This is a genomic window from Psychrobacillus sp. NPDC058041, assembly GCF_042885655.1.
GTDB lineage: Bacteria > Bacillota > Bacilli > Bacillales_A > Planococcaceae > Psychrobacillus.
Window position 1 is genome coordinate 438,653 of the sequence record NZ_JBHVRO010000002.1, and the last position, 13,757, is coordinate 452,409.

16 protein-coding genes and 2 pseudogenes are annotated in these 13,757 nt (G+C 32.3%); 15 read left to right on the top strand and 3 right to left on the bottom strand.

Features of this window, described 5'->3' with window-relative positions:
* Positions 1–2 precede the first annotated feature (2 nt).
* Positions 3–566, bottom strand: coding sequence for a histidine phosphatase family protein (locus tag ACFVR1_RS04690; RefSeq protein ID WP_387580985.1), 564 nt, complete (start codon positions 564–566; stop codon positions 3–5).
* Positions 567–950: 384 nt separating this feature from the next.
* Here ACFVR1_RS04690 and ACFVR1_RS04695 point away from each other — a divergent pair, with 384 nt between their 5' ends.
* From ACFVR1_RS04695 to ACFVR1_RS04715, 5 genes are all read left to right on the top strand, one after another.
* Entirely contained in the window at positions 951–1,202 is a 252-nt protein-coding gene (locus tag ACFVR1_RS04695; RefSeq protein ID WP_387580988.1) for a hypothetical protein, read from the top strand.
* Positions 1,199–1,711, top strand: coding sequence for a YhfM domain-containing protein (locus ACFVR1_RS04700; protein WP_387580991.1), 513 nt, complete (start codon positions 1,199–1,201; stop codon positions 1,709–1,711). Before ACFVR1_RS04695 ends, ACFVR1_RS04700 begins: the two co-directional genes overlap by 4 nt.
* A gap of 83 nt (positions 1,712–1,794) precedes the next feature.
* Positions 1,795–2,157: a DUF3221 domain-containing protein gene (locus tag ACFVR1_RS04705; protein WP_387580993.1), complete on the top strand. Its 363-nt coding sequence runs from the start codon at positions 1,795–1,797 to the stop codon at positions 2,155–2,157.
* A gap of 142 nt (positions 2,158–2,299) precedes the next feature.
* Positions 2,300–2,647: an Imm32 family immunity protein gene (locus ACFVR1_RS04710; RefSeq protein WP_387580995.1), complete on the top strand. Its 348-nt coding sequence runs from the start codon at positions 2,300–2,302 to the stop codon at positions 2,645–2,647.
* A gap of 118 nt (positions 2,648–2,765) precedes the next feature.
* The gene (locus tag ACFVR1_RS04715; protein WP_387580998.1) at positions 2,766–4,232 is read left to right on the top strand and encodes a WD40/YVTN/BNR-like repeat-containing protein; all 1,467 of its coding nucleotides are present in this window, start codon (positions 2,766–2,768) and stop codon (positions 4,230–4,232) included.
* A 151-nt stretch (positions 4,233–4,383) separates the two neighbouring features.
* Here ACFVR1_RS04715 and ACFVR1_RS04720 read toward each other — a convergent pair whose 3' ends face one another.
* A complete protein-coding gene (locus ACFVR1_RS04720; RefSeq protein WP_387581001.1) occupies positions 4,384–4,857 on the bottom strand; it encodes a hypothetical protein in 474 nt (157 codons plus the stop codon).
* Between the two features lie 143 nt (positions 4,858–5,000).
* On the opposite strand from ACFVR1_RS04720, the gene ACFVR1_RS04725 reads away from it, so the two are divergent.
* The 5 genes from ACFVR1_RS04725 to ACFVR1_RS04745 all read left to right on the top strand — a co-directional run bounded on the left by ACFVR1_RS04725 (position 5,001) and on the right by ACFVR1_RS04745 (position 9,274).
* A complete protein-coding gene (locus ACFVR1_RS04725) occupies positions 5,001–5,612 on the top strand; it encodes a CGNR zinc finger domain-containing protein (protein ID WP_387581004.1) in 612 nt (203 codons plus the stop codon).
* 720 nt (positions 5,613–6,332) lie between these two features.
* Positions 6,333–6,764: a hypothetical protein gene (locus ACFVR1_RS04730; RefSeq protein WP_387581007.1), complete on the top strand. Its 432-nt coding sequence runs from the start codon at positions 6,333–6,335 to the stop codon at positions 6,762–6,764.
* Positions 6,765–6,928: 164 nt separating this feature from the next.
* The gene (locus ACFVR1_RS04735; RefSeq protein ID WP_387581009.1) at positions 6,929–7,306 is read left to right on the top strand and encodes a hypothetical protein; all 378 of its coding nucleotides are present in this window, start codon (positions 6,929–6,931) and stop codon (positions 7,304–7,306) included.
* Positions 7,307–7,461: 155 nt separating this feature from the next.
* A complete protein-coding gene (locus ACFVR1_RS04740) occupies positions 7,462–8,463 on the top strand; it encodes a phosphotransferase (protein ID WP_387581012.1) in 1,002 nt (333 codons plus the stop codon).
* Between the two features lie 295 nt (positions 8,464–8,758).
* Entirely contained in the window at positions 8,759–9,274 is a 516-nt protein-coding gene (locus ACFVR1_RS04745) for a hypothetical protein (protein ID WP_387581015.1), read from the top strand.
* Positions 9,275–9,857: 583 nt separating this feature from the next.
* Here the strand turns inward: ACFVR1_RS04745 and ACFVR1_RS04750 are convergent.
* Positions 9,858–9,977: a YjcZ family sporulation protein gene (locus tag ACFVR1_RS04750; protein ID WP_387581017.1), complete on the bottom strand. Its 120-nt coding sequence runs from the start codon at positions 9,975–9,977 to the stop codon at positions 9,858–9,860.
* Between the two features lie 338 nt (positions 9,978–10,315).
* Here ACFVR1_RS04750 and ACFVR1_RS04755 point away from each other — a divergent pair, with 338 nt between their 5' ends.
* From ACFVR1_RS04755 to ACFVR1_RS04775, 5 genes and pseudogenes are all read left to right on the top strand, one after another.
* Positions 10,316–10,537 carry a hypothetical protein gene (locus ACFVR1_RS04755; RefSeq protein WP_387581020.1) on the top strand — a complete coding sequence of 74 codons (222 nt, stop codon included), beginning with the start codon at positions 10,316–10,318 and terminating at the stop codon, positions 10,535–10,537.
* 179 nt (positions 10,538–10,716) lie between these two features.
* Positions 10,717–11,403, top strand: a pseudogene (locus tag ACFVR1_RS04760) (MBL fold metallo-hydrolase).
* Positions 11,404–11,839: 436 nt separating this feature from the next.
* Positions 11,840–11,977, top strand: a complete 138-nt coding sequence (locus ACFVR1_RS04765; protein WP_387581022.1) for a hypothetical protein — start codon at positions 11,840–11,842, stop codon at positions 11,975–11,977.
* Positions 11,978–12,245: 268 nt separating this feature from the next.
* Positions 12,246–12,704: a putative iron-sulfur cluster-binding metallochaperone gene (locus tag ACFVR1_RS04770; RefSeq protein ID WP_387581025.1), complete on the top strand. Its 459-nt coding sequence runs from the start codon at positions 12,246–12,248 to the stop codon at positions 12,702–12,704.
* Positions 12,705–13,015: 311 nt separating this feature from the next.
* Positions 13,016–13,200, top strand: a pseudogene (locus tag ACFVR1_RS04775) (hypothetical protein).
* Positions 13,201–13,757 lie beyond the last annotated feature (557 nt).

Genomic DNA, 13,757 nt, shown 5'->3' on the forward strand with positions numbered 1-13,757 from the left:
ATTTACCATAGTCTATTAACCTCAACTAATTCCTGTCCATTAAACTCCATTCTATAAATATCAGGTTTAGATGTGCTATGTAAAAAAGTCAAATCATAGTTTAAATCATAGTATCCCATCATCAAAGTCATTACTAATCCGTGAGTGCCAATTACTACTTTTTTTCCTATGTAAGTATTTAATATTTCTTCTAAAACTTTTACAGCTCTTTTTTGACAATCAGTATTAGTTTCTCCTCCGTCTAAAGCGAAATTTGGGTCCAAATATGATTTTTCCAATAAAGGTGATAAATTCTTATCAGATATTCTCTCTTCTTTAGCCGAAAAAATTCTTTCCTTTAAGTCTTCAAATACTAAAACTTCTAGTCCTATTTGTTTAGCTAACGGCTCTACAGTTAAAATTGATCGAGTGTATGGACTTGATATAACAGTGTTAATCCCTTCATCCTTTAAAACATCTGTTATTCTTTGAGCGTCTAATTTTCCTTTTTCAGTTAAGCCTCTTGTTCTTTCATTTCCTTTTTTAGGTGAATCCCCGTGTCTCACCATATAAATGAAAGTTCTCATAATATCCCTCCGATAAAATCCTATTTTCCAACAACTAAATACTCTTAACTATATCTGATATTATTTCAGAACTTCCCGGCATTAATAATATCAACGAAGAACAAAAAATATAGTTCCAATAACAATAAATATAGTTCCAATAACAACTATGAAGATAACTATTTTTATTGAACGAGAAACATTTTTCTTCAGGGCTCCAAAATCAGAAGTGCACCAGCTAAAGGGAGTAATAATATATAAGAAAAACCTATAACACACCTCAATTTAAATAATCGAATTTTGTTTTTTTATGTGTAAGATCTTCCTGCAAAAACAGGATTTTAATCTAGTTTTCAGGTTAGTTGAATAGCATAAGGAGAAAACTCACTGGAAAGGGTGAGGGGTTTGAGAGATTTATTTATTTTCATAATTTTATTAGTAGCTTTTAGTCAGTTTGTCAGTTTGTCTGCTTGTCAAAAAGAGGGTGAAAAATTAAAGGATCTTGTTATTGAAAGTTCCACTGTTGAATTTGGTTCACTACAAAACCCTGAAGATAGAGTATTGCATTTTCGAGTGCAGATTAACGATTATGGAATGGAGCCAGAGCAAGAATATAAAGTTAGATTATTATTCAAGACGCTAATATTAGCGACTTGATTGGTACAGAAAAAATCGAAGTTCCTGAAACATATAAAACACAGCCTTTGCAGAATGAAGGAGCGAGGACTATTGTTACAGGTATTTCTAAGGAAATAAAAAAAGATCTTACAATAGATGAAATAAGAAAAATAATAGAAAAAGAGGAGGCAGTTATTATAGAACTTTATGATAAGAATCGGACAATTGCACGAGAAGTAGTTACCACTTTTGTAGAAAGCATTAAGCCTTTGCTTAAAGTTAACCCATACACAAAAATGAAACTTATAGAATTAAAAGAAACAAATGAACTAGATGTATTCAGTAGAGCAGTCAGTGATTCTACTAAGGAACAAGGTATTTCTTATATTGCATATCCCGAGTATATATTCGATCTTGGTGAAGAATCGTACTTTCTTTGGGTTACAGAAGTTAATGGGATAATTATGAATACAAAAGACACTTACACTATTTTTTCACTTTCAAATAGTTCACTAAAAGAGGTTAAAGAGGTTATAGATAAAGATTAAAATTTATTGCACTAACGCAGCAGGTTAGTACAATAAAGTAAAACGTTATCATTAATGAAACACCTATTTTTAGGAGGGATAAAATGAATTTTTTTCGGTATTTTTGTACAATTTTAATCTCGCTGAGTTTTATTTTATTAATAACTGGGTGTACAGAAAATAGAATTACACTGAAAGACGAAGATTTAAAGATAGAAGGTTATATACTTGATGTAGGGGAAGGAATAATTTTGGTTGCAGAAGGTATTACTTCAGAACAATATGAAGCGCTTAAAAATAAAACACTTCTAGAGTTGGATAATGAAAGGATTTCACTTTTCTATTTAAGTTATAAAGATACTAGTAGCCTAAAGTTAGGTTACAATGTGGATGTATGGATTGATGGTGGAATTGATGAATCTAGGCCTGCTCAAGCTAGAGCAAAAAAGATTGAAGTAAAAGAATAGAAATTTCTTCTTCAATTAACGGGTGCTTTACCAGAAAATCATTGAGTTGCAATGCAGCTCTTTTTTCTTGTACAGCCAAAGCAATAGTTAGTGAACAAGAAAATTGGAAAAAAACATATACAAGAACGGATGGGGGTTAATTATGTCTGAATACATTATTGATTTAGTTAACGATACAGATAAAGAAGAAGCTTTTGAAATGACTGGAGACAACATTGCCTTAGTAAATGTTATGGATAGTAATGGGAATGAAATAACACAGGATTTTAGAGTTCAAATTACTCTAAGTAAAAATGCATTACTCGGATTAGGTACTGAGTTAATCCGTTTAGCACACGAATATAAAAATGGTAAACATTTTCATATCGACCCAATAAACAAAGAATTTGTAGTCCAATCTAAGGGGATTATGCTTCACCCAGAGAGTTGTGAACTTATATTGGGGTGTGGAGATTTCGAATCATTTACAGAATATACAGAAGAGGTTTAGTTGTATTTGTAAACATTGTACTTAACTTAGATGGAATATAACGAAGTATTTACTCCATCCTATAACTAAAGCACATTAATCCTATGATTAATGTGCTTTAGTTAGGATGGTGGTAATTTTGAGTTTCTTTAAAAAAATTTCTTGTTTGTTAGTTATTTTTTTAGTTTTTGTAAACTTGATTGATGATGAAACAATCGCTTCAAATGGTGAAACTACGCTAAAAGAAGCGATAGACATTGGATTCCAACGAGCAAAAGAGTGGAATGTGAACGCAACACTTACAAGAGTAAACAGTGTGGATGAAACGATGGGAGGCTCGAGAGGAGGAACAGGGAAACGCTTTAATTGGTTTATGTTCTTTGTGGTTCCAGGTACAGATGAATATGTACTAATTGGTATCTCAGAAAAGAAAATTACAGTGTTTAGACCGGGTAAGCAATCACAGGATGCAACAATACCCTACGATGAGATCAAATTGGATAGCTCTGATGTTCTTCTACTAGCAAAGGATAAATACGGACTAAAACAAGGAGAAGATTGGGCAACAGGATATCATTTTACACTTGATAGTATCGATGGTATGCCCATTCTAACTGTGTTTGGAAATGATCGAGATAGCCGTTTTACTCGAATTTCATTCAATGCCCAAAACGGAGATGTGGTCAGTGCCATTCATAAATTACCATACGGTGGAGGTTTAATATCCAAACGTAATGGCACCGATAACCTAACAAAAAAAGGGATGGCTATTACAGGGGTTGTCGCTGGAAACTACAATTTAGTGGTATGGGGAGACAAAAAGCCAACACAATTTAGTACCACCAAGCAACCTTTTATTGAATGGAACCAGAACAATGGAGAAACATGGACAGAGCTCCAAGCAAATAATTATGTAACACACGCGTGGTTTGATAGGAATGATCAATTATATGTAGCTACGGAAAAAGAATTATGGGCAGGTATTACCTCAAAAAGTAAAGGAACGAAAATTCTTTCATTGGACCACATGATTGAGAACGTAGATTATTCAATCAACAATCATATAGCTGTGTTATCAAATGGAAATATTTATTATACAACCAATCAAGGGGAGAGTTGGGAACTAGCTATTGTTCCTAAACCATTTTATGTGGTTCAAATATCGGATAATGGTGTATTGGTAGGATTAACAGAAGAAAGGAAGATTTTGCAAAAGACAAATGATGGGTGGAACGAATTAACCATGCCGAATAGTATCGATATACCTGATGATATGAAAGTGATCAAAAATAGGCTATTCATTACCACACAAAGTGGAATTTGGATCCGAGATCTTCAAAAGGGAAATTGGAGAAAAATTAAAGTTGATGAAGTGGTAGTTAAATTTATTAAAAAAGGAGAGAAATTATTCGGATATACACATAGAGGTGAAGCTATTTATTCCATCAACACGAAAAATGAAAGAAAACCTGAAAAAGTGTTTGATGCGACGGATTCCATCGTTATGGATGTGGATACCATGGGTGATACGCTATGGATAGCAACCATACCAAATTATTCGTGGGAAGAAATGACGATTCACAATTTAAGTCTCGACAAAAAATGATATTACATTGTATTTATTCAAGATGTTGTGAGAGGTTTGTTCGCTAAAAACATATGTATTCGTTGCTTCAGATGGATTATGAAGGCGAGACAACCAATATAAAAACAGCGATTCGTTTGAATACGGTTCGCTGTTTTTTTTTTCGATGTGATTATTTCTGGCTTGGGACTTTAACGGTTTTGGTCATTTGACGGATAGATCCAAGATGGTAGGCTGAGTGTGCTAATGACCCTAAGATGCCGTTTGAGGTCTGTTCGTCTAAGGTAGTGAATGAATTGATGTTTTCAATAAGCGTAGTGTACTCGTTTTGAAGTTCGACTTTAAACCTTGACCAGGTGTCTTCATCCACGGAAGTGATCTTCCATGATTCCGACCAATCAAGCTCTGGTTTCTCATCTTTCATATAGGTGTTCGCCATCCATAGATAATATCGGGTATGATCTATGTGTGCTGCAATAGTGGTACCTTGGATCAGTATGGATGCTTCTTCTGCAGATACTTTTTCGAGCGTGCCGAAAATGCCGCTTCCTGGCTTTGATTCAGTGTACCAGCTTCCATTCCCACTAGGTCCATCAAATGTTTCCTTCAACAACACTTTTAAAGATTCCCTTAACATATCGTACATCTCGTTACCTCCAAATTTTTGATAAAAACTAGAGATTGCCTATATAACCATCTAAAATAACTTAGATGGTTATATTTTAATCAAGTTGAATATAACTGTCAATATAGTTTATGATGGTTATATAAAGTAAAGGAGTTTTCACAATGTCTGAAGCAAATAAATATATGATGGTGGGCGAGCGCTTATGTCTCGATTTCGTAAATACGATCAGCTGGCGTGAGAGTGAGAATAAAAGGCGGGATTGGTTTACGAGTTACGATAAATTAGTGGACTGGAGTCACCATGCTGGAATTCTAGAGGAGAAGCAGGCTCAGCTCCTCCTGAAAAAATCTGTACACGATCCATCAGAAGCTGAACGTACCCTTGCGCAAGCCATTCAACTGCGGGAAGTGATTTACCGGATATTTCGTTCTGTCACAAAAGAGGAACTAATAAATCCAGAGGACCTGACAAACTTTAACAAAGTGATACGTCATTATAATCAAAAGATGGATCTTGTACAGATTGGAAACGTTTTTTCAATGGGCTTTGACATTCCAGAAGGAGCATTTGATAGTATGCTTCTTCCGATTGTCCAGTCTACAGTAGATATTTTAATCTCTGAAAAGGACCTAAAGCGCATTAACCAGTGTGAAGGCGATCATTGTGGTTGGCTTTTCTTCGATACAAGCCGTAATCGGAGCCGTCGTTGGTGTTCGATGGCCGACTGCGGGAACCGTGCTAAAGCCCGACGCTTTTATCAGAACAAGAATTAGTGAGTGAAACTGCATACATTAATAAGTCTATTGATTTAGGTGGGCTACTTGTATTGACTCCTCTAACCATTTTCATTCTCTGTGGTGAAGCGCTGGTTTTAGTGCTTCATGAATGGCAAACGGGTGCTCCTTACTTCAAGAAAGAGTAAAGCGTTTTTTCTAAATAAACTAACGCAGCAGGTTAGTTTAAGAGCAAAATTACATTTAAGGTGAGATATATCAATCAGAGAGAAAAAATGGAGAATAAATTTTAAAAATAGTTTTTAGTTTTTCTAATGCAGTTTAATCCTTAATAATTTTTTTAAAAAGAACTCATAAAGGGCTGCTTATATATAAGCAGCCCTTTTTGTATACGCTAATAATATTTATTAACTTATATCGTTATAATAATATTGAATTTTTTGAAATATAAGACTTCTAAATTTAACGTATTTAATATACCATAAAATGGAGTGGGGGTAGAAAAATGATTTTCGATCAGCTTTTATATGAAAGGCATAACATAGTGGAATTTGAAGAAGAGGTAATTAATCTATTAAAAAGTTTGACTCTGCAGAGTTATTTGAAGAATCTCTATATCTAAACAGTGAATTGTATTTGATAAAAATAGATTTTTTTAAAATTAATGGGTGTTTTAGTTTTAGCAATGCAGCTATTTTTTCTTGTTCAACTAAAGCAGAAGTAAAGTTGAAGAAGAGATAATTATTGGAGGATTATTATATGAAATATTTCTTAAAGATAAATGTTGTTAGTATTCTGTACGCTCTTATGGTATTTGTTCCTCTTGAACTTATGTTAAATGTGTATAGAATCAGCAGACTAACAAATTGGGAAATTGGGACTGTAAATATTTTGACTGGCATAACGCTTATTTTTGAAATTATAGGCGGTACTATACTAATCCTTTTCTTAACGAAAAAGTGGTTGGCTGGGCGAAAGGCAAACTTTTGGACAATCATCCTCTGGGTACCCTATTTTGTTCTATATATTTATGTATTTGCATCTTTGTTTCCAATAACTAATGGTGGAGATTACCCCAATTCTGTTACTGGTCTTTTTGCAATAGGTGGATTGATAGTTTATCCGTTTTACATTCTAGTTCTCAATTTTGTCGGTATTACAAGTGATGATAAAACAATTAGGACTTTCTAAAATAGAAGATACTGTGTAGATTTGTATTTAAATTAACAGGTGCTTTACTTGAAGAGCATTGAGCTATACAGGTGGCTCTTTTTTCTTATTAAATCAAAGGCACAGAATAATGTGAAACTATTTATGCTATTCATACGTACAAAAGACTAAGGAAGGGGGATAAAATGAAGAAAATCAATGTATTTATTATTGTACTTATGCTACTTTTTATGACCATTATATTAGCGTTTGATTTCTTTCCTGATTTATTTGAATTCATTTACTTGCCTAAAACACTTGTGATTGCAATGTTGATAATCATTGTACTGTTCAGTATTTTTTATAGCAGGTTTCAAAAAGATAACTCAAGAATAATTCTACTTTGGCAAATGGTTTCAATATTGTATTTGTTTTTGTTAGTTGTAGCATTTACAGTTCTCGGTGGTATTTCACAAGTCGGAATTTCTTTAGAGAATCCAGGCTTATGGATTGTTATTGGTATAAGTATTTATGAGATATACGAACAAAATAAAAAAGTAAAAGTATCGAATTCTATTACCTGAATAAGGGCGTACTTTATACGAAATAGCTACTTTTTACTAACGGAGCTTTAGTAAACGATCATAGGGTTGCCATAGGTAACTCTTTTTCTTATTTAACGAAGCATATTAGTTGAAGAAGTAATAACTTATTTTTGGAGAATAGGGAGAAAACTTAAATGAACAAAACTATTAATTACGATAAACTCATTGAAATTGCATTAGAACATTATGGGATTACTGATTTTTCATCAAGTTTTATAAGACATAACGACAATATTACATTAAAAATAGATAATTATGAAGATAACATTTCTTATGTTTTGCGGATTCATTCCCCTTTTACTTCTGGACTACAAGGTGTACAGCATACCTTTGAAGGTCTAAACGCAGAGATGGAATTGCTAAATAGTTTAAACGAAAAAACTTCTTTACCTTTACAGCAACCAATTAAAAATAAAAAAGGAAACTTGGTTTCTACAATTGTTGATGTGGATAATAATTTTATTCAATTAGCAACGCTACTAACTTGGATAGAAGGCAATGTTTATTCAGGAAAGGAAATAAATTCAAAAAATATTGCTTATGAAGTAGGAGTTGTATTAGCTAAATTACATAATTTCTCAAATAACTGGATTATTCCACAACCATTTATTCGACCAAATTATGATATTGAAAAGTATAGGAATTTGACTGACAGATTACAGTATGGTGTTGAAATTAACTTATTTTCAACTGAACAATATGATGTGATATTAGATACATTGAAACATATAAAAATTATTTTTGATAGAACACCAAAAACGAATAATAATTGGGGAATTATTCACGCTGACCTACAAGGTGGAAACATAATTATAAATAACGACACTGTTATCCCTATTGACTTTGGTTTCTCAGGTTATGGTTATTATCTATTCGATATTGGCATCACACTCACTTCTTTTAATATTAATCATAGAAAAAAAGTCTTAGAAGGATATAAAACATTAAGAAATCTTAATGAAGAAGACGAAATTCTAATAAGTGCGGGTTTTATTTTAGCTATTTTTGGGGGTTTTGGTTTTATGGTCAATAATCAAGAAGCTCACGAATGGATACAGCGGAGAATGCCCTATGTTACACAAAAATATTGTAGGGCTTTCCTCGATAAAAAATCTTTTCTGTTGGAAATAGAGTAGTAAATGACTTTTTTCTTCAACTAAAGAGAGCTTTAGTTTAACAACATGGGTTGCTTGAGCAGGGGAGCTATAGTCAGTGGTACACTATGGTCGCTGGAGTCAGACTAATGGATGGGCGCTAACGCACTATAGTTCATCGAACTTCCTCTCTCTGCAGTAGTATCAGTATGGACGGCTATCGGGGCAGGTTAATTGAAGAAGGTTATTTTAAAAAAAGTTATTTGCATAATTGTTGATGATATATTTTCTTAATATTATATGAATTACAATTATATAAATCTTGGAGAGTGATGGGATGGTTGGGTTGAAATATTTTGGAGGGGTCTTAGTTGCTCTAACTTTATGTGGAGTTATGTGGTTTAATCATCCGGCGAAAGAACAAGTTAAGCAATTGGAGGGACAAATCAGTTGGCATTTCAAATTCGCAAATTTTTTGCTGAGGGATACGGTGCTGGAGCTCCTCGAATGGAACTTTAGTCAGCCCTTAACCGATGGAGACAAGGTTTATTTAAGCAAGCTTTCCAATGAGTTTCTTTACATAACGGATCTCATTTTTAGTGGGAATGTAGTGCATCAAGAGTGGAGAAACCGAATGTATGATATACAAGGATATTTGAATAATTATGAGTACGGCCCTTCACTTTTAAATGAAGATGTTGATGATCTACATCAAGCACTGCGAGCAACTCTTTTTATTTCTATGGATTTTGATGATATGGTTGAGCACCCTCAAGATTTTTATGATGCGATGCATGATGAACAACATGAAATGGTCGAAAGAGTTAAAAGTCGTCTAGCCACACAATATTAATCATACTAAAAATGAAAAATACCTTTCTTTATTAAACTCACCATGTGCTTGATCTTAATAAATAGTAGTTTGTGAATAAATGTACTTAAAGTAACGGAGTTGCTTTAGTTGAAGAAGGAACACTAATTTAATCAAGCTTTTTTTATGAGACTAAATACAAAATCACAACGAAAGAATCCATTTTGAACAATCTTTTTTTCAAAATGGATTCTTTTATTTTTTTAAATCTCTTCTATTTATATACTCTCCAAAGAACTAAATGGAAAATTCATTTAAAATTGGAACTTATATTTGTTACAAACGTATTAAAGTAAAGGGCAGGATAGTCAAAGAATTAGTTGTTTCAATGGAGTTGTTAATAGAATCTTCAACTGTACTATCCCCTTTTGAATTTCATCACTATATTGAAAGAAAATCTGAAAGAAAATGTGCAGTAAGTGAGGTGTGAACTAAATATGTATATGAGGAAAGAAACTATAAAAAGGGCCACTCGGTGGAAAGTGACCCTAAACCCAAAAATCAGATGGGAGGTGCCTAGCTATTATTATTTATTGATCATCATAGCTATCAACAGATGTTTTTGTTAATACGATCTATGCATGAAACTAGCACCGACAATAATTAGAAGAATGAACAGTACAACGATTAAAGCGAATGGGTTTCGTTCGCGACGCTCTTCGTGAAATTCTCCGAAGTTTTCCATAAAAAATCCCTCCTTTCTATAATCTATAATCTATAATATGTATAGTAGTAAAAATGAGGGGTGGCATTAATCTAATCTATATTTTCTTTTGCAAAATATATAATCTTATTACGTATTTTGAGGGAGAGATGATATCTATTTATTGGTTTTCCATAATGACAATAATGTTGTTCATTATGCAGAAAAAAATCGTCAACAATTTGATTTTTTCGGAAGGGAAAAGGAATATCTTACTCCTTAAAATACTTCAATAAATATTGAAAGGCATTGAAATAGATCTTTCTTATTGAACTAAAGCAGCAGTTTAGTTGGAGAAAGTTATAAATGGGGTGGAGTATATGAGTGAACGATTTGAATTAAGTTTTAAAAACAAGGAAGTAAGAATGTGGTTTTATTTGGCGGTACCAACGTTTATTATTGGAAGCATTATTATTTTTTATGATGATCAAAAATATCAGTATGTTCGATTGTTAGTATTAGTAATAGCAATGACTATCTTTTATATATGGCGTTTTTTTTACCGTAAGAAACAGAAGAAAGAAGTTAAAAATTCTTCTTAAGCTAACGCAGAAGGTTACTTGAGTAATGAAGTAGTAATTATAGTCGGTTATTGTTTACAAATAATAAAGTTGTTTAAAAATAGGGGCGATATGAAAGAATTTATATCGTTATGTATAATTAATTGATAAAATATTCGGTTATCGAATGTTTCACAAATTGGCAGTATGGAGGAAGAAAAATGAAGATAATAGAACTACCAATTGAATTTGAATTTAATGGACAAAAAAATAGCATTTATCCTAGCTTAATTATATTGAATAATGAACTAACCTTGGTCGATACAGGGTATACAAATTTTTTAACTTTAATTGAAAATAAAATATTAATAAATGGATATGAAATGTAGAATTTAAAGAATATAATCATTTCTCACTATGATGATGATCATATAGGTTCCTTATATGATTTCAAAGAAAAGTATCCTTGGATCAACATTATAGCTAGTGAAATTGAATCAAAATACATTAGTGGTGAAATGGAGTCAGAGAGGTTGGTTCAAGCCGAAGAAATGCTAGAAAATATGCCAAATGAAGAAATTGAATTTGGTAAATGGTTTATACAGCAATTAAAGAATTTGAAGCATGTTTCAATTGATGAAAAGGTACATGATGGTGATCTGATTCTAGATAACAAATGTAGAATAGTAGCAACATCAGGGCATACATCAGGGCATATTTCGTTATATTTTCCAAGTTTAAAAAGTGTAATTACAGGCGATGCAGCTGTTCATGAGAATCATGAATTGGTCATTGCAAATCCACATTTTTGTTTAAATGTTGAGCAAGCAGAACAGTCTTTGAGTAAGGTTAAAGATCTTAAAGCTGAAACTTACTATTGTTATCATGGTGGGAAATTTACTCTATAATTGGGGGATAAGTGTAAAATACTACTCTCAAATTAAACAACTTTATTATTCAATTTCATAACAATAAGCGTGAATATAATTAAAAAACAAATAACTGTAATATCCTTCTAATAGAGTAGTTGGTGGAAGGGTATTGGCTTTATAATGTAAAATTAAACGACTCTATTATCTCAACACAGTTATACCAATTTTCAACAGGAGAAAATTACATATGAATGAAAAACAAAAGCTACTTTTACAAAACTTAAAAAATATAAAGGATTACTGGACAAAAACAGCCGTTGATGGCTAAATTCCTAATACAGATTTAATCTGGTCTAATTATGAAGACGAGTATAAAATTCTTCAAACAAAACTTACATCACAAGAAGAAATAAATGCTTTTCATAAAGTTCAAAGTGAAGTTCTTCAAGGTGCAATTCACTCGATTTTAGTTATGATTGATGGTGGCGATGAACTCGCGGATAATTATTTAATAGATTTAGTGGTTAGAGAGACAAGTGAGTCCCTACAAAAAGAAGTTGCTTTATATGAAGAATTTGTTGGTTATTTACTTGATAGTGAAGAGGAGTAACAAAACTTCCTTATTAAACTTCCATGAGAATAAATTTCTTAAAGAAAAGAAAGTTTCGGTGGAATACTAGTATAGACCCATCTAACCATTTTCATTTTCTGTGGTGAAGTACTATTTTGTGCTACATGGATGGCTAAAAGAGTGCTTTAGTGAAAGAACATGGGTTGCTTTGGCAACTCTTTATTCTTATTGAATTAACGTAAGCGGTTTAGTTCAATAGTGGTACGATAATTTACATATTAGAAAAATCGAAAATGGGGGCAGAAAAATGACCGATTGCTGTGCTACAAATGAACAAATCGTTGGAAGTGGAGGGACAGAGTTATGTCCATCTTGTGATTCAAAAGGGAAAAAAGTAAAAATAATTACTTTAAAATCAATACTGAAACCGAATGTTTTAGATACGTTGAATCCAGATTTAACTCATTACTTTTGTTCAACCGAAGATTGTGATGTTGTGTACTTTAATACAGATAAAAAGACGTACCCAACATCAGAAATTAAAGTTTCTGTTTACCAAAAAAATAATTTGTCTACTGTTCCCGTCTGCTATTGTTTTGATTGGTCAAGAGAAAAAATTACAAAGTATGTTGAAGAGGGAATTGGTTCAAAGCCACTGGAACACATTCGCCAAAATGTTAAAGAAGATCGATGTGGTTGTGAGGTAAATAACCCTCAAGGTAGTTGTTGTATGGGGAATGTAACAAAATTTATTAAAAGTCTTTAAATAATAATCATTCTTTTTTTTTGGGTGCTTTACTTGAAGAACATTGAGCTGCTTAGGTGGCTATTTTTCTTATTGAACTACCATGAAAGTAAGTTTCTTCAAGAACAGAAATGACATGAAGACACTGCTCGATCGCAAAAAAAGTGAAGGCGAACAATAAGTCGATGGATTTCGTTGGACTATTAGTATTGACTACTCTTAATCATTTTCATTCTCTGTGGTGAAGCACTATTTTGTGCTGCATGGTTGACTAACGGGGTGCTTTAGTAAGCAGGTTAGGAATGTAATTCACAAAAAAGAGGGGATATAACGTGGATTTATTATTTTGGATAACTGTTGGTTTCATCATAATTGGATTTGTTGTTCTCTTTTCTATGAAAAAAATATGGAAAGTAAGAAAAGTTCAACTAAATCCATTGTTTGGTGGATAGTGGGAACCCTACCTTGGGGGATAATAAGTATGATTCTTATTGTGTGGTGGATTCCTGTTAAATGAAGTAAAATTTCGTGAGTTTTTGGCAATGGGTTTAGAGGGAAGTTATTCTATTTTTTGTGAAGTAATGTACTTAAAAAAAGCAATATCTGTTGGTATTCTTCTAGAAGAAAGATTAAATAGCTATTATAGAGATTTAAACGAAGCAATATATGTTTCTAAACAAAAGAATAACACTAAGACTATTGACTATATGAAACAAAGGAAACTTTTTAAAGGATCTTAGATAAGGTAAATTAGATGATTTATTAACACGATTGTTTAATCTAGACTTAAATAAAGTAGTGAGTTGATGTTTTATTTTCTTATTCAACTTACTTGGTGCTATAGTGGAAGATCGTTGAGTTGCACTATAGCTCTTTTTTTCTTGTTCAACTAAAGATGAAGTATAGTTGAATAAAAATTTATTGCGAAAGAATTGTGGTGAAGAATTGAAAAATAAGTATTTAATAGCAACAGTAGTTATTCTATTATATTCTCTGATAGGTCATTTATTTAATATTGATATTTTAAAGGTAGTTACTATTAGTAAAGATGAATTTAGAATTGGTATTTTAGGT

Bases quoted from the DNA above. Each gene is read 5' to 3' on its own strand.
- ACFVR1_RS04755 (WP_387581020.1), top strand. From the start codon at position 10,316: ATGAGTGAACGATTTGAATTAAGTTTTAAAAACAAGGAAGTAAGAATG.
- ACFVR1_RS04705 (WP_387580993.1), top strand. From the start codon at position 1,795: ATGAATTTTTTTCGGTATTTTTGTACAATTTTAATCTCGCTGAGTTTT.
- ACFVR1_RS04735 (WP_387581009.1), top strand. From the start codon at position 6,929: ATGAAGAAAATCAATGTATTTATTATTGTACTTATGCTACTTTTTATG.
- ACFVR1_RS04740 (WP_387581012.1), top strand. From the start codon at position 7,462: ATGAACAAAACTATTAATTACGATAAACTCATTGAAATTGCATTAGAA.
- ACFVR1_RS04720 (WP_387581001.1), bottom strand. From the start codon at position 4,857: ATGTACGATATGTTAAGGGAATCTTTAAAAGTGTTGTTGAAGGAAACA.
- ACFVR1_RS04690 (WP_387580985.1), bottom strand. From the start codon at position 566: ATGAGAACTTTCATTTATATGGTGAGACACGGGGATTCACCTAAAAAA.
- ACFVR1_RS04765 (WP_387581022.1), top strand. From the start codon at position 11,840: ATGATTGATGGTGGCGATGAACTCGCGGATAATTATTTAATAGATTTA.
- ACFVR1_RS04710 (WP_387580995.1), top strand. From the start codon at position 2,300: ATGTCTGAATACATTATTGATTTAGTTAACGATACAGATAAAGAAGAA.
- ACFVR1_RS04725 (WP_387581004.1), top strand. From the start codon at position 5,001: ATGTCTGAAGCAAATAAATATATGATGGTGGGCGAGCGCTTATGTCTC.
- ACFVR1_RS04770 (WP_387581025.1), top strand. From the start codon at position 12,246: ATGACCGATTGCTGTGCTACAAATGAACAAATCGTTGGAAGTGGAGGG.
- ACFVR1_RS04730 (WP_387581007.1), top strand. From the start codon at position 6,333: ATGAAATATTTCTTAAAGATAAATGTTGTTAGTATTCTGTACGCTCTT.
- ACFVR1_RS04750 (WP_387581017.1), bottom strand. From the start codon at position 9,977: ATGGAAAACTTCGGAGAATTTCACGAAGAGCGTCGCGAACGAAACCCA.
- ACFVR1_RS04745 (WP_387581015.1), top strand. From the start codon at position 8,759: ATGGTTGGGTTGAAATATTTTGGAGGGGTCTTAGTTGCTCTAACTTTA.